Origin of the sequence: Scytonema hofmannii PCC 7110 (assembly GCF_000346485.2) — a bacterium.
GTDB lineage: Bacteria > Cyanobacteriota > Cyanobacteriia > Cyanobacteriales > Nostocaceae > Scytonema > Scytonema hofmannii.
On record NZ_KQ976355.1, the window covers coordinates 1 to 20929 of the forward strand.

Below are 20929 nucleotides of genomic sequence, written 5' to 3' on the forward strand. Positions count from 1 at the left end.
TTTCTCCTATTAGTTTTTGGAGGACGGCTTCCCATCGCTTTGAAGAGGCAGGAATGCCAATTATAGGCTTCAGTTTTTCAATCCATTCTTTCATTTGAGGATAGCATTTTAGGAGTGGGTCTACGTTGAGTCCCAATCCCATCTGCTGTATGAGAAGGTGGAATCTTTCTCCTGTTATATTGTCTTCTGTTTTGTAGCTAAAATGTTGGCTTGCTCCTCTGAGGAAATGATTGGGATTTTTCTCCAGCATTTCCAGTGCTTGAAAATTTAGATGGTTAATATTGGACATGGCTTATTTTCCATTTATGACAGAAAATAAGCGCATAGCGGTCACGTTGTCTTAAAATGTATTACAAGGTTTCATGATGGTTTTTTATAGTGTGGTTCTGATGCTTATTGCTGAATTGATTAAGGGTTTCTCGACAAGTATAAAGCGATTTTGATGTTCCAGAGATGCAATCAAAATAAGTGGCGAATTTCCTCAATCCTCCTGTTAAAGTCAGATCTAGTAGATATTGGCAAGCATGAGTTGCACACGTTTGGTTGACGAATAGACTTTGAAAGTTACGCATCTGAATTTCAGCACAGGATAAGCGAGGTTCTCCCTTTTCTTCTGGTTTTGGTATCAACAATTCCGGATGTAATATCGTGGGAGAAGGTAAGTTTATGCATAATGAGGGATTTTCCTTGTTATCGAATGCCTCCGATATCTTGAAATCCTTTTTAGTACCCAGCAGGACTTGACCGGATGCTTCGTGATTGCCGCAGTCAAGCCAAAACACGCTAGCTCCTTCTTGAGGGGTGTTGTAGTCCAAACACTTTCTTATATCGTTTCTGGCATCTGCGTTATCCACACATCCAACGATTATGTTCAAAGTGCGCCATCCCCTATTCACCATTTCGCTGGTGAATCGGCTAGGGATAGCTTTAATTTCCAACCCTAGAGCAAAGCCATAACGCATTGCAAGGACTTTCGCTTTACTTAGTCCAATGTCTGCTTTTTGGAAATTTTGGCGTGGGATGTTTATTTCCTCTACGGTGTCTGGGTCTACGATTGTGCAACTGACTTTTTTATGAGTTTTACTTTTTATCTCAGTAATCAATCGGGCAAGACCAGGAACTAAGTAACTGCCTGTACCACCAGCGCCTACAACATAGAATTGAATCTCGTTGTGGGGTGTGGGGATTATGGGACATGAATCTGTATAGGAAAAATTTAGTATCATAATTGAACAATGTGGTAAGTAAAAAGTGGGTTTAAATCGTGCAATAGCGATCGTAAAAGCCTGCATACTTTTAAAAAGCAGGCTTTTACGATCGCTATTGAATGCGTGATGTACTTTGGTTAGATATCAAACTCCACAAATCTTTCCCGTCTTTACCAGGAGCAGTAAAGAGATTTGGTTTAGCTTGTATAGGTGGTATGGTAAACTTCGACTTTATCTATCAATCTTTCTGGCATCTCAAAGATTTGGGCTGCAACAAGGGGGTTAAAGTGATTGTATATCCCCACTCTGGTACATATGGTTGGTCGCTCTGGTAAATTGCCTAAAACTGCAAATATGCGGAATTTGCCAGTTTCTTCTACATCGTCTGTTTGCGAAAAGAATGCATCATAGTGACTGTGGCTGTGAACTTCGATAATCGCATTTTCGTAACTTGAATCAAATGGTGGGGAACCGGAGGTGACGCGTAAGACAGTTGCTTGCTGGGGTGGTACGTGCAGATGCCAGCAATCGGAGTGATAGCCGAGGTAGAATAAGATTTCCCGGTCAATGTTACTTGCTTTTTCAAGCATTTCTTCAACGATTGATTTTGGTACCTTAGGCAGTAACATGCGAAAGTAAGGTTCGATATGTGGTAAATTCCCAATGTTATACTTGTATAATTTTATACAAATTTCTAGCTCTGGTCGATGCGATCGCAATAGTAGACCGTTGCCAGCCAGCAAATACTCTATCATCTTTCCGGAGTAAGGAGGGAGTGCCGATTCATTGGCAATACCGTAGTTAACAAAGGGTTCTTGAATAAAAATGGTCATGGTTTTTTGAGTTAAGACAGGAAATTAACAATGTCATTAAGTTTTCTGCTGCTTTCTACTAAGTCTGATATTGGATAGCGTTTGGATTTTTTGTTGTGTAGTTGCAGTAAATGTTCTCTGACATCCTGGGGAAACGCAATGGATTTGCTGTTTGCCATGTGATTGTTGAAAGGTGCCGCCCAAAAGAGAGTCCATGCTTGGAAAATGGTTGCAGCGCTGCATACAGGTTTTGAGTTGCCGCCAAAGCATATTTTTCCATCATCATCTGTATTTGGCAGGGGGGCTTTATACAGTTTGGCATCTGGGTCAAATTGTCTCCCTTTTGTCGCCCAGATGTAATAATCAGTGCCGCATCCGGTAAACAACAACCCCGGCATCGGTATGGTTATGTCAAATGTAGAGTCATTGGCATCCAATAGAGGGATACAGTACTTTTGAAGCGGATAGTATTGCATTAGCCATTCGCCTTTTTTCCCTCTGCCCCATCTGACGGTGTTAGGTGGAAGCCATTGCGAATCGATAGCTTCTGAGGCAAATGCCTGCTTCAAGAGAGCGGGAGAGATGAATTTGTATTCATGTGCGCCGTTATTTTTATGTGCTAGGAGAAATTGCCCTTCCAGTATCAGTAGCGTTGCTAAAACCTGTCCTTGAGGGGCTTGTGTGGCAAGAGAGCGAGCAATATCTCTTAGGTTGAGTTCTGGCAGTTGCAAGCGATCGCTCGCTTTTAAATCAATAGTGTTTGGGGCATTGAATTCTACTAGCATATTTTGGACTGAGTGTTGGTTGATTTCTTCTTAGATTGATTCCACAATTCAACAACTTTTTGGCGGTTGTCGATTTCGTCGATCCATTCACACAATTGCGAACAATTGCTTAAATACAAAGTGGCGTTCTGCCATTGTTCTGCTAGGAACAAGATGTTTTCATAGCTCCACTCCAATGAGTCGTTTGTGTAGGTACTGGCATCAATCCATATATTCTCTGTCGATTTGTCGAGCATCCATAAGGTATCGCAGAAATAACACAACGGTTCTTCCTGGTGTGAAAACAGGTTTTCTAACTTGTCTTGGTCAATGTTTTCTAGTTGTACGACATAAGAAGGTGTAAATCCAAAACGATCTTCCCATTCTTCAGGATCGTATCCCTGCCCTAGAAGTGATATCAGAAATTGTTCTGCTAGTTCTAGGTCATCAATATTCTCCTCCCACATATCAAAATATTTTGGATATATGGGAATTTCATCGTGTCGTTCGGTATCGTCATATTCTAGAAAATCTACGGGGAAGAGGTTGTCATTAACCAAATTTAGAAATTCTAATTCTTTATCAGTATACGCACTTTTGTTAGAATAAGAATTGAACGGTATTATAGATTCTGACCACTCGTCTGGAAAGATTTTTTGATACAGAGCGAGCAATGTAATTTGCTCTGATAATCCTTCCAAATAAGAAATAGATGAATCTAAATTTACAGGAATTTGATACAGTCTTATTTGTTCAATTTTGGTGTTAAACATATAACATGAGATTGCCTGAAAAAGCAGCTATTTAGTATATATGGCTGCTTTTCTTGTTATTAATAACCTGTTACGGCAAGATTGGAAGGCACGGAAGGAGCGTTTGTCAGAGAGTGTAGGGTCGCTTGTATTGCTTGAATCCAAACTTCACCTTCCTCAACAGCTTTGTCTATGACAGGCTGCAATTCAATCAGTTGTTCTATACTTAAATTTCCATTAATTTCCATTAGCTTTAATTGCCAACTTAACAGTAGGGCGGGATTGGTACAATCTAAAGATTCAGCTAAGTATTGAATTATGTTTGGTGTGTTGCAGCCTTTTGTTCCTGCTTGTTTTATCATCTTTATCTTGACGGTTTCTCCTTCAGAGTTTCTCTGAATCTGAGCGTGGGCTAGCTCTGGATAATAGGAGCTTATGGCTTGTCTCAGCACATCATCGCTGGCTGCTATTTTTTCTTCTATTGGAATTTCTTGGTTTTCAATAACCAAAATGTAGTTCATAACAAAATCTTACTGGAATAATGACAATTGGTTACTTGGGTTCTTATTTTGTGAAGTAGGGAGTTCTGAGATTTTTATCTGGTGTTTATTCTCAGCTTTGGTATTTGCTGCTTTCAAAGCTTTTTGTTTTCTTTTAGCAGCATTTTCAGCCATGCTAGGTAGTTCTTCTTTTAGCTTTAGAATCGCTTGCTGTAGGGCTGGACAGGAAAGTGTAGAAAGTTCAACCACGCTCAAAATAGGGGTCTCTTCCGGGATTCCGATCGCTATCAGTACAGTTCGATTTGTGTCACTGTTACATGGTAGAATTTGTATGTTGATGATGACTCTTAAGGAGTCAAAATCAAATTTAGTTTCGGTAAAATTGGTGTCAGTTAAGAGCGCTTCATCTGAATCTTCGATATCGGCGTTTCCGTCATCTGTTGAATCTTCAAGCACAACATCATCACTTTGTTCTTCAAGGTTTGACATAAAATAACTGTTGCGATCGAGGGGTTTTAAGACAAATTGGCTAGCTTGTACAGGGTTCTAATAGTAATTCCCCATTTTCTAAAAGAATTCCATTTGTACTCGCATTCCCCCGGCTTGTATTTGGGAGATAGCTGGCTCCATTTTTCCCAATCTCTCAAAAGTGTTGGGCTTACGGATTTGAGTGCCATGCCCACTTGAATCCATGTTTCGTACTGGTCTGCGAAGCGTGGGTGAATAACTTCTAGCAAGACCAATGCTGTTTGGATGTTGGTATTGTTGGGACATATATCTACACGTAGACATTCACCTTTATATTTTTTGATTGTTGGAATTGGCTTTCTGCGTTTTTCTGACCCTAGCATTTGTTCAACAACCCAGGAAGGTGCTCTTGTCACAGGTTTTTCAAGAATGCTGTAACCGGGGAGCCATTTGTAGTAACTGCCGTTGGGGTGCAAGGAGGGGGGAAGGACTGAGCAAAGGTTTTGTCCTCTCAACTCCAAGAGTTCTTCTTTGGCAGTACTGATTTTCCTCGACTTCAGCCTGTCAACTTCCGGAACGTCATGCCATACACCGTTTTTAGCTATGGGTATTCGGTATAGATACTGTGTTCTGTTTGGTCTTCCTGAGGTGAAGGCTACTGTAGGCGGTAAATGTTCTAGCGCTATCAGTTTTGTCAAGAACTCGGGTTGTTCCAACTTCTTTTCTGGTTCTTGGGAATTGACAAGCTGAGTGATTTTGCGATAAGCACTGATGCCATCGCAATCTACAGCAATTAGGAATTCTTGGGAATTCTTACCGCAGATGACCGCAATCCCTGTAGGGTAAACTTGTCTTGTTTTTCCAGACTTCTCCAACACTTTTACTCTTCCGTTGCGGGCAAGTTCAAGCCTCAGTTCTTCAGGGGAAAACGGGTGTTGCTCCCAGTTATGCCCCTGCGGTTGTTTCCCTACAGTAGGTACAATGTGCCAGTGTTGGGGAAGCGCAGAAAGAGCATCGATGAAGTTATTAAGAGGAGTCGGGTGCATTTAGTCAAGGATGGGGCATGGTGACGACCCGAAAAAATGGTCGTTTAGGGTTGGGTGCGTGTCAACCCATGCAAGCTGGAGCGTAAGCTATTTCCTGGTTCTAATTGAAGAAGGAAACAACTCCGCTCAAGCCTGCACTTGGTGCAAGCTATTTTTGTGGTTCCTATTTAATGGACTGGTAGGCTTTTGGTTGATTGAATTGTTTCTAGTAGCCTAATTCCAAGATTTTTGCTTAGTGCTTCATTTCTGTCGGGGCATCCGTGGATGTACAAGCACTCAGCACAGCCATCTTTGCACTTGCAGGATTTGACAAGCTGAACTGCTATTTGCGCGATTTGCTCGAACTGAGAGACTAGAGTTTCGCAAGCGCCACTACCTTCTACAGTTTCGTAGAAGTAGCCGACAACGGTGTTTCGCTCGTGTATATCCTCAAGCACGAACTCTAAGTCTCTCTTTGAACTTAGTAGAACTAATGGCAGGGCTGCGATGAGTTGGTGTGCAATGCTGTGCATACCTACTACAGAACTATCGAATTTTAAGAGTGTTTCTGGCAGAACTTCTTTGGCTTTTTCATACTCTTGTTGAAGTTGTTTTGATATTTTTCTGATTTCTGCTTTGTTTTGAAATTCCATACGAACTACCTGTGTTTCATAGGTGTTCTTTAAAGGAACTCCGAAAGTTTTTTCACCTATTAATCTTTCGATATCTGTGAATTCAAGCTTTGTTCCGCATTGAGGACACAGATGAAAATCTTGATGAAATTCACGATTGTGACATTGGTATTTCTTGTTAATACAAGCCCAAATTGTGTCTTGTTTATATGTTGAATAGCCAGAGACAGTTTCTGATATTTTACCCCACCCTAAAGACAGGTTTATTTTGCATTCACTCGTAATACTAGAGATTTCTCTTGTTTCTGTTGTTTGCAAAATGTCAACCATAAATGAGTAGAAAGGTATCGTTTTCAGCTTTGATTCAGCTTCAATCTGAACGAGTGCCGCTTCATATTTGTCATTTAGATCTAGACTGGAGCATTGGTATTTGCACAGTGTAGCTGTTGTGTTTTGGTGGGCTGTGTATATTGCGCCTGGAAATACTTCTCTAATGGCACTACTGGTACTAATAACCTCAAACTGCTTGCCATCAGATATGTCAATCAGTTTAATGTCTTTATCTGTTTGTCCCCTCATTTTGATTTGTGATTGGGGATATTTGACTTTACACCAGACTTGTCCGTTAGTTTTATATTCTAATAGCCCATGATAAAGAAGTGTGACTGCTATTTCTTCAGCTGCTTCACCAAAGTATTTCTTGATTTGTTCTAACATGAGATTGCACTCGTTAGCTGCTGCTAGTATGTGCTTGGCTACAATTGCTGGATACTTTTCGTTGAACTGAATGTTTTCAGCATTTCCGTTAAACAAGAGTTTTGGAAACTTGCTGTAGTATTCGTCGATTAACTTGTAGCCGCATGGTTGAAATATAATTAATCCATCATTTTTTCTTCCTGCACGACCTATCCTTTGTTTAAAGGATAAAACGTCTCCGGGAAACGAGCGGATCACTACAGCGTCTATCTCTGGGATGTTGACACCCGCTTCGAGCGCACTCGTACTAATAATGAATTTAAACTTGTTGTTTTTAATTCCTGAAATGATTTGTGCTCTCTGTTCCTCCAGTATCGATCCAATGAAAATTGATATCGATTGACTGAGATGTTCCTTTCCTTGTTTTTGTGCTTCCTTTGTTGCAGCTTCTAGCACTTGCTTGACTTCGTTTCTACTGTTGCAAAAGCATATTCCAGTTATATCATTCTCAAGCAGCCGTAAAATTAATCTTGCTGTTTCTGTAAAAGAACCATTACCAGTTCTTAGTGATAGTAAAGTTTTAGATGCCGCAAATGCACCACTGTTCCCAATAAGTTGTAGCCTTTTTAGACAAAGCCTGCCAGTGATTTTTCTAGCAGTTTCCATTGGATTCCCAATAGTTGCGCTAGCTAGAATAAATTGTAAGGAATCAGAACATCCCCCTGCTGCATCAACTGCTATTTTGGTTCTTGTTAGCAAAAGACTGTAGTTGGCACCAAATACGCTCTGATAAGTATGCATTTCGTCAACGACAACCAGGGCTAGTCTTCTTAAGAAATTGCAGAAGTTTTGCCCAATTTCTCTATTATTTTTGTTCCATATTTCATGGTTCCATGTATCTGGCGTGACGCAAATAATATCGGGTGCTCCGTTGATAAACAAGTTTTTACGTTGTTCTCTGGACACGTCCCCATTTATTTTCGCAATGGATATGGGACGACCTACAATCAATGAGGTTGTCTTTTGTAACTCGGTGATTTGGTCGTTACTCAACTCTTTTAAGGGATAAAAGTAGAGTATTGCGCCTTGTTTTTTGAGAATAATTTCTAAACCAGGGATGTTGAAACATAAGGTTTTTCCTGATGCCGTTGGAGTCACGAGACAAACATCCTTGCCTGTCCGGACAGCTTGTATTGTCTCTAATTGATGGGAATAAAGCTTTTCGATACCCATTGATTTTAGGGCGTTGATTAGCGGTTGTGGCAGGTCTTGCGGTATTGGGTAAGTTGTGGCTTGTTTTTCTGGAACCACATCAAGCCAAAAGATTTTATCACCTAGTTGTTTGGCGAAATCAAGAAATTTTTTATTCGTGATTTTGGCGAGAATCGCTTCACCACTTATAATCGAATTTTCTCTCAATCCCTGCTCCCAGCTTATGGGAATGCAAGTCTTACCAAATGTAGTCATGGCACAATTTCCTATGACTGACGCCACTTTTCCAAACCCGTGGGATAGTAAGTAGATGATATTCCCAACTTTTAGCCATTCAGGAGGACGAGATGATAGTTTGGTTTCTTCTCTTTTCTGAAATAGCCTGCCGATCTGGTTGTTATTGTTCATATTCTTTTTATAGCCTTGCCTAGATGTAAAGGCGTAGCCGACACTTGGTCTAAAAAAGCGCCTAACCCCCAACCCCTAGTAGGTTGGGGACATTTATTCCGCCCATATTTTGGTGAGCGCGGCTATTGCACCAGAATGTTCCGACTTAAAATACTCATAACCTCGCCTGGATTGGGGCTTGGCAAGAGGGGACTCCAGTCGCCAACGTTAGCGTATCCAAGAATCTGTAAGTAGTGAATTGTGCTGGTTACTGCTTTGGGCGAACCAATCAATAAATGTTTGAGCGGTTCTCTGCCTGGAGTTGTGTTGTCGGCGGCTTTACTAAGAACGGGTGCATTCGGTTCGTCGGCATCGGATAAAAAGCTCTGGGTAATCATTATTATTTACCTGTAGTAAACGGTTTTAAAACACAAATATGCCCGTAGGCTGGTTTGTAGTCACAAACCATGTATTTCAAGAGCAGTTCTGAATACTGCAAGTTCATTGGTTGTTTGGCACAATTTAAGACCACTCCCAGTACAGAATGAGCCTGAAATGATTTCTGCTTTGACTCCTGGCATAACGCAACCACTAAACTTGCTGTAGCTGACTGTCATTCCTGGATGAAATTTTGAGAGTGTTTGTGTATTGTTATTCATCATATTTTAGTGCATGAAATTTTTGAGCGCGATCGCTTGCTTTTGCTAATCTAATGGTTACAGGCATTGGAACGCTTCAAGTAGATTTACCTGAAGCGATTAGAACTAATGTGCAAGTAGAAGGCTCAAGAAGGAACAGTTGAAGGTGATTAACTCAGAACTGCGTGTCAGATATCCAGAACTTATGATGGGAGTTTTTCTTTGCTGTGACCTGCTTGTACCAGTTTCATTAGTGTTTCTTGGTCAAAGTAGGTCAAGGCTTTATGGAGTTCCTGCCACTGCCTCCACTTTTCTTCGCCATACCAATCGTTCCGAAAGCCGCAAATTTCGCAGAATTTGTCCATGTTTGCAGTCCAATAGAAATTCCCTATTCCGGTGAGGAAATGGTTCAATTGTTCTGTGTTATAATGTTCGTTATTCATGTTTTTCGATAAGAAGACATAGTAGGCGATGCACCCTAAATTTTTAGTGGTGCAGGCGTAGCCGCTCGTTGTTTTGTATTGAAAAGGGGGTGTTTGAGAGCACGATTGTAGGTATTAATCTTGGTAAAGTTTTGAGTTTTTTCCGAGGTCTATACCGTTATTATCAAATGAAGTGCAATCATAGTTTTGCTCTATCATTTCCTTAAATTCCTGCCTCAAAGCTGATATATCTTTGAACAGCTTGTTAATAGGATAGACAATAGCGTGTGAGTGTCGGCTGTAAAACCAAACGAGCTGGTTGATGCCGTATATGTCATCGCTGTCTAACAAGCAATACGCGATTGCTTCATAAAAATGCCGCAATCTAAAGGGTTCTTTTTCGTTGGTCGTGTAGACCCCAATCAATATATCTCCCGCGATGATGTCACTATCAGCACCACCAATCCTTCTGCTTAAGCTAAAAGTGGCGTTGGAGACGACTTTGCCTGTGATAGGGATGTTTGAATTTTCCCAAGTTCTGGGAATCAATTCTACAATCGCTGCGGTTTCTTCGATTGTAGTCAGCCATTTGTTACGGAAACTATCATCGATTTCGAGGCTTTTATCTTCTTTGCTAGCCTTGAGAAGTGGTCTAATAAATTCATGCTTGTGCTTTGTCCTTCCTAGATGTTCTAGTGCAGACAAAACCAAGCATTTTATTGCTTCAGAGGTAATAGAGTTACCAAAATCTGCACTATTTTCAACGAATCCCAAAACATCTAGGGGGTTGTTTCCGGTGTATGCTAACGTGTTGTATACCCAGTTAGAGTCTTGAAGTTTCTGTGAAATGTATTTACGCAGGAAGTAGCACGCTGCTGGTTTAAGCAACCTGATATCCGTGCCGTTTTGAGACGCGATCGCCTGTTTATTAGCTAATTCTTGGTTGTGTTTTTGGATGATTTTGGTAACTCCTTCATTGAACTTGGATTGGAACCATTTTGATATAACTGAGCTTTTGTTGTTAATTTCTGCTGTCAAGCCCATAATTTTTAAATTGTTACTTTCTTTGCGTGAATGTATGGGCGTAGCCTTGGCTATTGTTTTAATGCTGAATACAATTCCCTATGTGAATTTATTTTTATATGGGATTGTTTGCGGTATTTCTTTAAACTTGGTCAAATCTTTTAACGAGTTTGTGTATACAAAGCAACGCAGTTTAAAGCATTTTCCCCAGTCAATACTTCCTTATTATTTCTTCCTCTGCCTCTGTATTCTCAGCGTCTTTGTAGTTTTTTATCACTCAGATGCTACCGGATTTGATATGACCGATTTCGTATAGGAGGAGTGGAACATTACTGCTCCCATCGATCCTATCAAAACTGCAAGATGCAATGGTCTTGCCAGTACTTTTTGGCTATCGATATTTGGTATTCGAGTTCCTGACGAAAGATTTCGTGATTTAAAGGAAAAAACCGATTTTCCAGTTTGTCGATGAATTCTTGGTCGCTATTGTTAGTTACTATTTGATGCAAAAACATATCGATATGTGTGTTTTTTATGCGAATGCAGAATTCAGGGCTGTCGATGTCCAGTACTAAATTAGCCTCTAGATTTGGCATCCAACATAAGGGCATTAAAGGCTCTTTGGGGAGTTTGTACGTGTAGGTGGAGCGAATTAATGGGGAATTAGCCCAGATTATCAATTCTAAATGACTTTTTTGTAATAGAAGATTTAGCCATGTAGGAACAGCATATCCTTCAGATTTTTTGTTAGATTCCAATGTATCTTCGCTCATTATATGCACTTTGCTGTGTTAACTGGCAGTACAAGAAAAACCTCAGACTTTTTGCATGAAGGTACTGCAACAATTATTGGTGCGTAGCAACGAGCGTTGTATTTTTTCTATTCCTGCCAATCATCTAAAAAGATATCGTCTTCTATTTCATTAATATATTCTTGCTCCCATAAAGTATTACTGTAAATTTTAGATGCTTGTTGTAGTTTAAGGTTATGAGCATCCTTCACAGCTTTGCGTGGTAACCAGCCAATGTTCTTATAATGCCATCTCGCACGCCTAACTGCATCTTGAGAATCATTTACGATTGGCAAGCTATCTCTATTCAGGTATCGCCTTAGATGTATTCCGAGTTCTATTGCAGTATACTCGTGGTTCTCAAAACATCGTTCTTCCATCCACGGAGTAGATATTGCTGTGACAAGAGTCCATTTATGATGGTCATACACTGCTTTGGCTACAACTACCTGTACCGACTGCGGTGTCCAGTCATAAGTTTCAAAAAATTTATCTACAGCTTTTTCATCTTCTAAGTCGATATCTACATCCAATTTATCTAATAACTCAGCAGTATTAGCCCCCTCCCAATACTGCTGATACCAATCTCTAATTTCCTCTGGGCTAAAATAGTTGCAAGCTTGAAGAAAGGTTAATTCCTCCCAACCTGCATCCGTGCTGATAAAATCACCTTTTATTCCTACAATTTCCAGGTTTTCTTCTTGTTCCCAAGGATAAAGTGAGCGCTTCTTTTTTTTGAAAGCAGACTTTTTTCGGCGTTTTGTCATACTTAAACAACTTTGTAGCCAAAAATTTAATAGATAAGTATAACTATATCTCATATCTCTTTCCCCTGAAGTGTCACCAGTTGTGAGGATAATGCCTCGATCGATACCAATTCCGGAGGCAACCCGTTTGGTGAAGAGTTTAGATGCCACATTGGAACTTTTGTATTTGATGTTTGATACAGTAATAACTCTGTCTAAAATGCTTATGACCAGTTCATTTACATCACTGGTATTGGTGATGTTGATAGCATTAGCTAGTGCGATCGCATTTGTTACGGCTGTCCGTACCAATACTCCAATCCTTAATGGCTTAAACTAGAATCTGTAGTTGAAAGTTTTAAGATGATGGCGAACAAACTCATTAACGTCAGGGAATATACCGTTAAGGCTCATAAACGACTAATTCACACGCGGGTTTTTAACTTTGTTTGTAAAGAGTGTGGTACTTCCACAAAGCGCGAGACTTTTGGACCTCGACCTTTGTACTGCGAACAGTGCCGTCCTTCTCAAGCACTTAAAAGCTCATTGATGAAGCCTAGAAAAGCTAAGCCCAGACCAATGACGTACAAAGGAGATACTGAATTGGGTTAGCGGGCCATTTTATTATGACGCGGAAGCTTCTTCACCATCAGGACGGCTTTTGAAAAGAGCATGCACGTTGAACTGTTCGAGTGCGCTCGCTCTTATAGTAATTAGGAATCTACTTTATTCGAGAACAAGCTTAATCTTGGAGTAAGTTCTTATAAATGGCTATGGGTTTGATGATTTTAATATTCTTTATTTGAAAAAAATATGCTTTAAGAAAAAAAATAATACTAGAATTTGCAGTATTTTCTAAGTTTACGTTTACTCCTAGAGCGCCGGTTCAGTAGAAGATATTGACAAATCAGGCAGACTGTGTCTAGCAGGACAAGTCACATAGGTAGAGCAAATGTATTGGTTCGATAGCATTGAGAGCCAAGCGTTTCATCCGCAAGTCTATTGCAATCAATATCAATAGAGTTGCATCTTGCACTTCTGGGCACAAACGAGAGACAACGTAAAAATATGAGCGATAATGCTACATTCTTGTGGGCAGCTTTAGAATCTTTTTGACCTTCGACGTATGGCAGTTGTTCATAATCTCCACGTTCTCGCTCGGATGTCGCTCGACAACGCTCTCTGCTCTAATGTTTTATAAACCTTGTCTACCTAAATAGTATTTTAACTCTAGAAAATCCCAATCAATACATTAGTTTAATACTGATTTTTGGGGAATAATTAGTCAATAATTACTGACTCAATTTTTGTAGAAGTTTGACGAATAACTTGTTTTTTAACACAAGCATTTATTCGGCGATCGCTCGCGACTCGAAGTGTTAGCGCGGCTTTAATAATGTGCCTTCCACTTTTCTGTTTTGTTTTTCTAGTATTTATATATTGATTTTTCAGTTTTGGTTGAAGTCTGAAGGTGGGTAATTATAATTGTTAGGCAATTTTAGGGAAATCTGGATGTGTCTACTCGCCAGAATGCTATCAGGAAAATTAATGTTATTTTATGACTTAGTATCCAGTTCAATCCCGCGACTCAGCGCGATAAAAGCTGCCCACAAGAATGTAGCATTATCGCTCATATTTTTACGTTGTCTCTCGTTTGTGGCCAGAAGTGCAAGATGCAACTCTATTGATATTGATTGCAATAGACTTGCAGATGAAATGCTTGGCTCTCAATGCTATCAAACCAATACATTTGCTCTACCTATGTGACTTGTCCTGCTACACACAGTCTGCCTGATTTGTCAATATCTTCTACTGGACCGGCGCTCTAGTAAGGACAACTGGTATTATCTAGTTTATTCTTGCGTGAAGCTACTTCAGAAGGCGAATTTCATGCAATTCTTGCAACACTTAATTTATAGAGAACGTAGATAGAGCCGTTGCCTAACTTTTAGGCAAGAATATGGGTCTGGATAGGTGAATGAGCGTGAAGTGTTGTGATTTCATTGCAGGTATAGTCTTTACCGTTGTAGAGTGACGGTCTTGTTTGTCAAGCGCTCCAACAAGACCGTTTCCCTACAGTTACGGGGACTGAGTTCAGAGTTTTGTGCGTAGTCTCCAATTTTTTCAATTGCAGTCTGGTGCTTTAAGCAAAAGCGTGAGGAGTTGCTGTTATACGCTTACCTGCTCTAGTGCGCGAACTTCTTTTTTTGGAGTTATACCAACTCTATGTGAAGCTGTGCTATATTCACCCTCAGGTAACCATCCTGGGGCTACACAAACGCTCGGTGCCAAAGCTGGCTAATTAGGCGCATCTTCATAAAGAAATGGTATTACCTCGATGCCATACGGTAACGCAGCGGCTCTAAATTTCTCATAATCGGCACGAGTTGCTCTAGGGCGGGCCACATGTAAATCTTTAGCTACAGTCCCTACTTCTCGAACAAATTTCTCAATACTACCAGCGGGAGTCGTCATGCACAGCATCAAAGCTGGTTCCTCAAGGTAGAGGTTTTTGAATCCGTGCTTTTTACCTTTTGGTACATGGATAAAAGTACCGTTGGTTGCTATGGAGGTGTTTTCACCAAGCAAGACTTCTAGTTGTCCCCCTAATACATAGAAAAATTGGTCTTCGTTTGTATGGACGTGCGGAGGGTGTTCGCCGATACATTCAATCTCAATTAGCGAATAACTCCCGTTTGTTTCTTCGCCAACGGTTTTAAATGTGAAAAGATCTTCGAGTACCCAGTACATTTCGCCTTTACCAGGCTGTACTAACATTTCTGTAAGCATCATATTAACTAGCTATATCACTAGATCTAAAATAATTATTATTTTTTGATGTAACCAGCGAAAAACTGCGTATTTGTCATCTTTACAGTGTCTTTACCAAGTTTGTTGGCTTTTCTGTTACACCGTGCTGTCTTGCGTTGTTTTCGAGGAAACAGGAGTTCTACCAATCTTTTAATTTTTGTAAAGTTTTTAAGAGTCAATCCCCAGTATTATGTATTGATATATACGCAAAAATTGACTATTGAACTTATGTATTGACAAAAAGCCTACTGCGTAAGCGTTACTCAGACTTTTGCCTGGGGTGGTTTTACTTTCTTACACATTCAAAGTTACCCGCAAAAAGTGAGGAACTCGGGGAAAATTCTTAAATTTTTATTGCGAAACTTACACGTGGGATATGTTTTCATCCATGTTTTGTACGGTTTCTTGAGCCTCTCCCCGAACTTTAGTTGCGGGGATTCACAGCAGGGGTTGCGCTAACTTTTCGCCCTTTCAGTTATGTGTCAGCATTTTCTTATCTTGTTTGTTCTAAATTGCACGTTATTTTAAACATAATTCCAGCCTGGAGGATGCCGGGATAGAATTGCTAGCTTGAATTTTTGCTCTAGAATTGCTCTTTCTGCATGGTAGGATTTGAGCGTGGTTATATTTTTCTGTGCTGTCTCCTTAAGCAGAAACCATTGTTCTGGAGTCAAGCCCCTAACCGAAACCGACGCATCTCCAATTTGGAATTCTGGGACACATTCGTGCAGGAGAATGCGGGGAATGACCACATCATTGATTCCAAGTTCACCTAATGCGATCGCGCTTAGAATCTCTGTTGTTATCATGTTGTAGTGGTACAAGACGACCCTAGCAACGCCATCATCGCAGAATTCTACATAGATGTCGCCGTCCTCTGACTGTGATTTTCGCTCTTTCCATAAAATGCGGCTTTTGGTAGCTAGAATTACATACTCATTGGTTTCTCTCATGGTATATTGTGCCATCCTAAAACTCAATTAATTTTGCTCTCTAATATCTGCATTGTTATTGCTTGTATCTGCACGCTCGGCTATAAATGCGTAGCAACTTCTTGGTTTTTATGAATCGCGACGGCATGAAGCAGATGCCAGTATTCAAGGCATTCAACAGTTCATCAGTACTGGCATATAGGATGCTTCGACAAGCAATCTTTTTACTTTTGTCTCGTTTATTAAAAACCTGGTTTATCGACATACGGAGGAATATAAGACAGGGGATTAAAATATCCCCATCCATTCCCAGTTAGCTTATATTTGAATTCACTTTGTTCCTGATTGAGATACTCTGTAAAGATTTTAGCTTCTTCGTAGGAAAAGAAGATAGCTACTAGATTCCAAGTTGGAAGCCCTTTTGTAGGTTCTATTTTGAAAATATGGTACATAGATTTTGCTCAAACTTTTGGTAGGCATTGTGTGTTTTTGTGCTATGTGTTCTGAAATTTTTTGAGTGATTTTATTTATGGAATTTAGTGAATGTTTTGATTGCCAAGCTGATTTTATAGCTTGGCAGTCATCCTTAAAAGTGTTTCCAAAATCCTTTGGAAAGGGATTTCAGACTTACAGTTTCTACCTGAGATTTTGTCACTTCTGCAGTCTGAGAAAAAGGTATGGAACTGGGAGATAGTAAATTGTTGAGAGATTCTTTTTGACGATCAATATCATCTACAGTTTGGTAAATTTTACAAGGATCTATTTGCATTCCTAGAGGTGTAGGAATAATTTTTAAATACTCATTGAGGGCAGTCATGTAATTTTCATTGAAATTTCTGGCAGTAACATAAGGGCGTATTACATTTAGCAGATTTATTGCGCGTCTGATTTCAGAAATGGGGCGCTCGCTTATTTGGGGTTGGCTTTCTTGATAGCCTTTAGCTTTCTTTTCTGCTATCAAACTATGATATTTTGAAATAGCTGCTTGAATGTTGGGCAGAGTTTGTACCTTTTTTTGAGGGGTATATCCAACTCTCCCCCATTCGACAGTTAATTCTGTGCCTTCGACTTTGGCACTCCAGAATTTGTTATTGTTACGAATTGCATCAACAAAAATAAGATATGTTTCCATATTTCGCTCTCCTTTGAATTTTTATAATTTTTTCGTTAATTAGGCATTACCCTAAGATGATGGATAATGCCTTAAAAGAAGGAGGAATGATTCAGTAATCGCCTCTGCATAGCAGGAGCGATTAATTTTGATGGATTAATTTAGTTGAAATTGCGTAATCGTGTAGTCCGCAAGGATTTTGTTTTTTCCACAGGAGGACTGGAAGCAGCTCTTGCAGTTTTGCTCCAATCTCGCATTCTTTCCACAGCGGCTGCATCCTGAATAGCAAGTGGGGTTATGCTTTCTCGGCAAAGCTCTAAATCCCTAAGGTTGATTTGTTGCGGTCGCTCTCGATCGAATGCTAGTAGCGCTGCCTCGCTTGCCAGTGTCTCTAGCTCTGCACCCGAAAACTTTTCAGTGTTGCTGGCGATCGCTTCGAGGTACTCCTCAGCAATTGTGATGCCAAATCTTTCTAGATGAATTCTGAGAATTTGCGCCCTTTCAGATTCAGTGGGCAAATCGACGAAGAAGTTTTCATCAAACCTTCCCTTGCGCTTAAGCTCGCTGGGTAGTGCTGATGGATCGTTACAGGTTGCTACAACGAATACTCCCGCCTTTGACTCCGACATGAATGTGAGGATATTCCCTAGAATGCGCTGGGACACTCCGGAGGTATCGCCAAGACCTGATAAAGCTTTTTCTATCTCATCTATCCATAAGACACACGGGGCGATGGCTTCAGCTGTTTTGAGTGCGCGGCGGACGTTACCCTCAGATTCCCCTACTAAAGAACCTAACATTGAAGCAATATCAAGCTGAAGTAGTGGAAGATTGAGGATGTTGGCGATGTTTTTCGCTACTATTGATTTACCTGTCCCCGGTGGCCCTGCTAGTAGCACCCCTTTCGGTTGTGGTAGGTTGAGCGCTCGTGCTTCCTTTGTAAATAATCGTTGACGGCGCTGTAACCACTCGCGTAACAAATCGAGACCACCGAATGGAATAGTTGCAGGCTTGCCCAACTCAATGCCCATTTGGGAGAGTAGGCGAGTTTTGTACTTGACCGCTTTGGCAATAACACTACTATCAATTACGACACCTTTGTGGTTGAGGCATTCTTTAACCATTAACCTTAGGAAATCACTAATTTCCTCTAGTGTTAGTCCTAGTGCTGCTCGTGCCAAAGATTCTATTTCTTCAGCAGTCAGTTCGACTTTAAAGAGTATATTTTCTTCAGTGGCGCACTCTGATAGGAATCGTAGGTATGAGATTATATGCTCCTGAATTTGGTCAATAGTTGGGAGTGGTACTTCAAAATAAGGAATTAGCCGAATTAGCGACTCGTGTAACGCGATATTCTGACCTAATAGTACAATCCGCTTTTCAGTGGGTTTGAGTCGGTGGTAAAGATTTTTTACTCTTGTGAGTATTTCCCAGGATAACTGGGGCGAGTTTCCTACAAAGGGATGGACATCTCCTAAAATAAATACGCCTACGCCATCGAAGTTGTTGATATAGTCAAATATGAATATTAATGGATCTGTGTGTGCTGGTCTTTTGTATTCAGGTATTGGTTTGAATACTAGCCCACCATCTCGTGCTATCAAGCATTGTTCTAAGCTAGAAACACCCAGATTCCAAAAAAATGTTGGACTATTTAGTTTTTCTTGTGCTTGAGTGCATAGTGATTGGATGATTGTGGCTTCCTCAGGTGCTAGGACTTCCAGCGCTACGATGGGTATTTGTGAGTCTAATGTGCTGAATATCTGATTTAAGAGGTTCATTGTTCTTTGTACGGTGGTATAGGATAGATTTCGAGTTCATCATGAGTATTGGCGAGTTTCACGACGATTTCATGTGTTTCTGCATTGCTGTCAAAAACTTCTGTTTTTCCTTCTTTGTAAGCAATAGCGTTAATTAGAGCGCCAATTAGAGCGCATAAACCTTCGATGTTGCCTATAATCGTAGCTGGCTGGGCTTTTTGTTGCCCGTAAACACGCAGCATGGGATATTCTTTGGGTAATTCGTTCATGCTTTTTGTAAGGGGGAAGGTATTCCCCCAATTGATTTATTTACTGACGTAAGCGAGTTTGAGTAGATGAAGTAGTCCGAACTTGTTGTGTTTGCGCTTCAGCCTTAAAGTTGCGATTGTCCACAATTCCCAAAGCTTCTTCAAAAGGTTGCGTTGCTTCTATGCAAGATAGTCCCTCAAATCCTTCGGCTTCTACGTGAATTTCACCAGTTTCATTGTTGAAATGTATTAATATTGACCTTTCCATTAGTTATCTCCTAGCGTATTGTTTGACTTCCTGATGCCCACTGAAAGTTAAGCGTAGAGTTTGTCTTTGACCTTCAGTCGTTTCAGTAATAGTGCATTCGCCAAATTGTTCTCGTAGTTCGGCTGCTTTAGCTAAAACTACGCGTTTTCCATAGGTTTGCATTAACTGATGACTGAAGAAGTTTTCTCCGAGACGTGGAATTGTTTCATATTCGTCGTGAATTATGTCATACACTCCAGAGCTTGAATTCCACCGGAATCCGATATCTGCACGGGCTTTGATTGTTTGTCCGCGAATTATGATTTCTGCACTTTGCCCCTGTGAATCACCGTAATAGCCAGTTAGTGGTTGTGGCTGCTCGTGAACTTCCGGTGATAACTTTAAGTCTTTCAGTGCTTCTATTAAGCACACACGGTTGGTGAGTTTAGTCGCGATCGTTGAAAAATGTGACATATTTTCTCCTTATGAGATGTATGATATTGGCTCTTTGTGTAATGCTGGTGAGTTAAATTATTTGCATTACACCCTTGGTTACCGGAATTTAAAGGATTTGACAGTGGCTTTTGTTAGCCCTATCTCGCTGTTGGCTAATTCCTGTAAATTTCGCTGTTCATCCAGAAGCTTAGTACGTATGTTTTCGATTTTTTGTTGAAGTTGCGATCTGCCAGTTTGGTTGAGGTTCTTAGACTCAATGTTTGGGTCATTTACGATTGAGTCCAAATTCTCCAGCATAGATTTTAGGCTACCTCCAGCTTCTGGTGACGCATTTGCCAACAAGACTTGTATTTTTTGGAAGTGTTTTTCCATCTTCTTTTTGAATTGGACTGGTTTCTTCCCAGGCTCCCAATCAGCTAACTCTTCAAGCAACTGTGCTGCTAATTGTTCACCCCCCGTAATAGCTGCTTCTTTCAACCGTTGTTCTAGATTCTGGTCGTACTGTTGGATGAATTGAGTGATTTGATTGAGGCATTCAGCTTGTTGCTGGTTGAGTTGTTCAGATAGTGCGGGAATAATTACAGGTCGTGCTATTATTACCTGTAAGAAATCTTCTAGCTCAGCCAGTGTGGGAAAAGCTTTGAGTAGATTGTCTCTAACTTCTTCTTGCTTATCTGAAGATAATTCCCAAGTTTGGAGCGAGATGAAGTTTTGGATTCGCCGTTTGTAATCTTCTAAACCTTCTGTGTATTCTGTTTTCAATTGCGCTCGAAGGCTCGGGGCGATCGTATCCCGAATGTTGAGCAACTGACCCCAAACTAGGGGGGCGAGGTCGATGGGACAGACCCAATCCCCATTGTCGGGGGACATCCACTCTTGTACCGATGCAATTTCTTGCCGCAGTTTGTTTGCTGCTTCATCCAGAGCTTTAAATACTTTGATGCCTTTAAGTCCTACTTCAGACGACTTAACTTTGATTAAGTCCGAATTTTCTTCGTTGTCATCTGCCAACAGCACATCAGTCCACTTTGGAGCATTGCTTTTAGTGATTTTTTTAAGTTGAATCCTGAACCGTATTCGTGTTTTGTTAAGGTTTGAAAAGTTGTAACTTTCAACAATAGCGTCTTTTAGAAATTCGGTGGGATTTATTGTTTGTACCATAGTTACAGTCCCTTAATTTGGGCGAAAGACGATCGCTAGTTTTTTAGGCTGGGCGGTCGTCTTTAGTTTTTGGGCGTTCCGGTTAACGAAAGCGCTATGAAAATGGCGTAGCCACTATTCGGGATCT

Annotated in this window: 24 protein-coding genes and 1 pseudogene; 1 reads left to right on the plus strand and 24 read right to left on the minus strand. The window is 40.5% G+C overall.

Annotation, left to right across the window (positions count from 1 at the left end; genetic code table 11):
- The 15 genes and pseudogenes from WA1_RS48945 to WA1_RS49015 all read right to left on the minus strand — a co-directional run.
- Positions 1-289 (minus strand): annotated as a pseudogene (locus WA1_RS48945) (hypothetical protein); the annotation flags it as partial.
- A 61-nt stretch (positions 290-350) separates the two neighbouring features.
- On the minus strand, positions 351-1226 hold the full coding sequence (locus WA1_RS48950; RefSeq protein WP_066613527.1) for a PRTRC system ThiF family protein: 876 nt from the start codon (positions 1224-1226) through the stop codon (positions 351-353).
- A 179-nt stretch (positions 1227-1405) separates the two neighbouring features.
- On the minus strand, positions 1406-2041 hold the full coding sequence (locus WA1_RS48955; RefSeq protein ID WP_017741140.1) for a Mov34/MPN/PAD-1 family protein: 636 nt from the start codon (positions 2039-2041) through the stop codon (positions 1406-1408).
- Positions 2042-2052: 11 nt separating this feature from the next.
- A complete protein-coding gene (locus tag WA1_RS48960; RefSeq protein WP_017741141.1) occupies positions 2053-2805 on the minus strand; it encodes a hypothetical protein in 753 nt (250 codons plus the stop codon).
- Complete coding sequence (locus WA1_RS48965) at positions 2799-3557, minus strand: hypothetical protein (protein WP_017741142.1); 759 nt, start codon at positions 3555-3557, stop codon at positions 2799-2801. The genes WA1_RS48960 and WA1_RS48965 overlap by 7 nt, the downstream gene beginning before the upstream one ends.
- 59 nt (positions 3558-3616) lie before the next feature.
- The gene (locus WA1_RS48970; RefSeq protein WP_017741143.1) at positions 3617-4057 is read right to left on the minus strand and encodes a hypothetical protein; all 441 of its coding nucleotides are present in this window, start codon (positions 4055-4057) and stop codon (positions 3617-3619) included.
- A 9-nt stretch (positions 4058-4066) separates the two neighbouring features.
- Positions 4067-4525 carry a hypothetical protein gene (locus tag WA1_RS48975; RefSeq protein ID WP_017741144.1) on the minus strand — a complete coding sequence of 153 codons (459 nt, stop codon included), beginning with the start codon at positions 4523-4525 and terminating at the stop codon, positions 4067-4069.
- Positions 4526-4551: 26 nt separating this feature from the next.
- Positions 4552-5550, minus strand: a complete 999-nt coding sequence (locus WA1_RS48980) for a PriCT-2 domain-containing protein (protein ID WP_017741145.1) — start codon at positions 5548-5550, stop codon at positions 4552-4554.
- Positions 5551-5717: 167 nt separating this feature from the next.
- Positions 5718-8477: a DEAD/DEAH box helicase gene (locus WA1_RS48985; protein ID WP_081403180.1), complete on the minus strand. Its 2760-nt coding sequence runs from the start codon at positions 8475-8477 to the stop codon at positions 5718-5720.
- Positions 8478-8599: 122 nt separating this feature from the next.
- Entirely contained in the window at positions 8600-8854 is a 255-nt protein-coding gene (locus tag WA1_RS48990) for a hypothetical protein (RefSeq protein WP_017741147.1), read from the minus strand.
- Between the two features lie 60 nt (positions 8855-8914).
- Positions 8915-9118, minus strand: coding sequence for a hypothetical protein (locus tag WA1_RS48995; RefSeq protein ID WP_017741148.1), 204 nt, complete (start codon positions 9116-9118; stop codon positions 8915-8917).
- A 179-nt stretch (positions 9119-9297) separates the two neighbouring features.
- Entirely contained in the window at positions 9298-9537 is a 240-nt protein-coding gene (locus WA1_RS49000; RefSeq protein WP_017741149.1) for a hypothetical protein, read from the minus strand.
- Between the two features lie 114 nt (positions 9538-9651).
- Positions 9652-10560: a hypothetical protein gene (locus WA1_RS49005; RefSeq protein ID WP_017741150.1), complete on the minus strand. Its 909-nt coding sequence runs from the start codon at positions 10558-10560 to the stop codon at positions 9652-9654.
- A gap of 329 nt (positions 10561-10889) precedes the next feature.
- Positions 10890-11312, minus strand: a complete 423-nt coding sequence (locus tag WA1_RS49010; RefSeq protein ID WP_017741151.1) for a hypothetical protein — start codon at positions 11310-11312, stop codon at positions 10890-10892.
- A gap of 107 nt (positions 11313-11419) precedes the next feature.
- Entirely contained in the window at positions 11420-12388 is a 969-nt protein-coding gene (locus WA1_RS49015) for a choice-of-anchor L domain-containing protein (RefSeq protein WP_017741152.1), read from the minus strand.
- 54 nt (positions 12389-12442) lie between these two features.
- Between WA1_RS49015 and WA1_RS61135 the strand changes: the two genes are divergently transcribed.
- Positions 12443-12688: a hypothetical protein gene (locus tag WA1_RS61135; protein ID WP_081403191.1), complete on the plus strand. Its 246-nt coding sequence runs from the start codon at positions 12443-12445 to the stop codon at positions 12686-12688.
- 1686 nt (positions 12689-14374) lie between these two features.
- Here the strand turns inward: WA1_RS61135 and WA1_RS49020 are convergent.
- The 9 genes from WA1_RS49020 to WA1_RS49060 all read right to left on the minus strand — a co-directional run bounded on the left by WA1_RS49020 (position 14375) and on the right by WA1_RS49060 (position 20802).
- Complete coding sequence (locus WA1_RS49020; RefSeq protein WP_017741153.1) at positions 14375-14869, minus strand: cupin domain-containing protein; 495 nt, start codon at positions 14867-14869, stop codon at positions 14375-14377.
- Between the two features lie 542 nt (positions 14870-15411).
- Positions 15412-15855: a hypothetical protein gene (locus WA1_RS49025; protein ID WP_017741154.1), complete on the minus strand. Its 444-nt coding sequence runs from the start codon at positions 15853-15855 to the stop codon at positions 15412-15414.
- Between the two features lie 206 nt (positions 15856-16061).
- A complete protein-coding gene (locus tag WA1_RS49030; protein ID WP_017741155.1) occupies positions 16062-16271 on the minus strand; it encodes a hypothetical protein in 210 nt (69 codons plus the stop codon).
- A gap of 134 nt (positions 16272-16405) precedes the next feature.
- Positions 16406-16951 (minus strand): WGR domain-containing protein, encoded by a 546-nt coding sequence (locus WA1_RS49035; RefSeq protein WP_017741156.1) that lies wholly within the window; start codon positions 16949-16951, stop codon positions 16406-16408.
- 140 nt (positions 16952-17091) lie between these two features.
- Positions 17092-18711: an AAA family ATPase gene (locus WA1_RS49040; protein WP_017741157.1), complete on the minus strand. Its 1620-nt coding sequence runs from the start codon at positions 18709-18711 to the stop codon at positions 17092-17094.
- Positions 18708-18959 (minus strand): hypothetical protein, encoded by a 252-nt coding sequence (locus WA1_RS49045; protein ID WP_017741158.1) that lies wholly within the window; start codon positions 18957-18959, stop codon positions 18708-18710. Before WA1_RS49045 ends, WA1_RS49040 begins: the two co-directional genes overlap by 4 nt.
- A 40-nt stretch (positions 18960-18999) precedes the next feature.
- Positions 19000-19206 (minus strand): DUF2997 domain-containing protein, encoded by a 207-nt coding sequence (locus tag WA1_RS49050; protein WP_017741159.1) that lies wholly within the window; start codon positions 19204-19206, stop codon positions 19000-19002.
- A gap of 3 nt (positions 19207-19209) precedes the next feature.
- Positions 19210-19659 carry a DUF1257 domain-containing protein gene (locus WA1_RS49055; protein WP_017741160.1) on the minus strand — a complete coding sequence of 150 codons (450 nt, stop codon included), beginning with the start codon at positions 19657-19659 and terminating at the stop codon, positions 19210-19212.
- A 78-nt stretch (positions 19660-19737) separates the two neighbouring features.
- Positions 19738-20802 (minus strand): hypothetical protein, encoded by a 1065-nt coding sequence (locus tag WA1_RS49060; protein ID WP_017741161.1) that lies wholly within the window; start codon positions 20800-20802, stop codon positions 19738-19740.
- Between the last annotated feature and the right edge of the window lie 127 nt (positions 20803-20929).

Coding starts and splice junctions, on each gene's coding strand:
- WA1_RS48950 (WP_066613527.1), bottom strand. CDS start 1,226: ATGATACTAAATTTTTCCTATACAGATTCATGTCCCATAATCCCCACA.
- WA1_RS48955 (WP_017741140.1), bottom strand. CDS start 2,041: ATGACCATTTTTATTCAAGAACCCTTTGTTAACTACGGTATTGCCAAT.
- WA1_RS48960 (WP_017741141.1), bottom strand. CDS start 2,805: ATGCTAGTAGAATTCAATGCCCCAAACACTATTGATTTAAAAGCGAGC.
- WA1_RS48965 (WP_017741142.1), bottom strand. CDS start 3,557: ATGTTTAACACCAAAATTGAACAAATAAGACTGTATCAAATTCCTGTA.
- WA1_RS48970 (WP_017741143.1), bottom strand. CDS start 4,057: ATGAACTACATTTTGGTTATTGAAAACCAAGAAATTCCAATAGAAGAA.
- WA1_RS48975 (WP_017741144.1), bottom strand. CDS start 4,525: ATGTCAAACCTTGAAGAACAAAGTGATGATGTTGTGCTTGAAGATTCA.
- WA1_RS48980 (WP_017741145.1), bottom strand. CDS start 5,550: ATGCACCCGACTCCTCTTAATAACTTCATCGATGCTCTTTCTGCGCTT.
- WA1_RS48985 (WP_081403180.1), bottom strand. CDS start 8,477: ATGAACAATAACAACCAGATCGGCAGGCTATTTCAGAAAAGAGAAGAA.
- WA1_RS48990 (WP_017741147.1), bottom strand. CDS start 8,854: ATGATTACCCAGAGCTTTTTATCCGATGCCGACGAACCGAATGCACCC.
- WA1_RS48995 (WP_017741148.1), bottom strand. CDS start 9,118: ATGATGAATAACAATACACAAACACTCTCAAAATTTCATCCAGGAATG.
- WA1_RS49000 (WP_017741149.1), bottom strand. CDS start 9,537: ATGAATAACGAACATTATAACACAGAACAATTGAACCATTTCCTCACC.
- WA1_RS49005 (WP_017741150.1), bottom strand. CDS start 10,560: ATGGGCTTGACAGCAGAAATTAACAACAAAAGCTCAGTTATATCAAAA.
- WA1_RS49010 (WP_017741151.1), bottom strand. CDS start 11,312: ATGAGCGAAGATACATTGGAATCTAACAAAAAATCTGAAGGATATGCT.
- WA1_RS61135 (WP_081403191.1), top strand. CDS start 12,443: ATGGCGAACAAACTCATTAACGTCAGGGAATATACCGTTAAGGCTCAT.
- WA1_RS49020 (WP_017741153.1), bottom strand. CDS start 14,869: ATGATGCTTACAGAAATGTTAGTACAGCCTGGTAAAGGCGAAATGTAC.
- WA1_RS49025 (WP_017741154.1), bottom strand. CDS start 15,855: ATGGCACAATATACCATGAGAGAAACCAATGAGTATGTAATTCTAGCT.
- WA1_RS49030 (WP_017741155.1), bottom strand. CDS start 16,271: ATGTACCATATTTTCAAAATAGAACCTACAAAAGGGCTTCCAACTTGG.
- WA1_RS49035 (WP_017741156.1), bottom strand. CDS start 16,951: ATGGAAACATATCTTATTTTTGTTGATGCAATTCGTAACAATAACAAA.
- WA1_RS49040 (WP_017741157.1), bottom strand. CDS start 18,711: ATGAACCTCTTAAATCAGATATTCAGCACATTAGACTCACAAATACCC.
- WA1_RS49045 (WP_017741158.1), bottom strand. CDS start 18,959: ATGAACGAATTACCCAAAGAATATCCCATGCTGCGTGTTTACGGGCAA.
- WA1_RS49050 (WP_017741159.1), bottom strand. CDS start 19,206: ATGGAAAGGTCAATATTAATACATTTCAACAATGAAACTGGTGAAATT.
- WA1_RS49055 (WP_017741160.1), bottom strand. CDS start 19,659: ATGTCACATTTTTCAACGATCGCGACTAAACTCACCAACCGTGTGTGC.
- WA1_RS49060 (WP_017741161.1), bottom strand. CDS start 20,802: ATGGTACAAACAATAAATCCCACCGAATTTCTAAAAGACGCTATTGTT.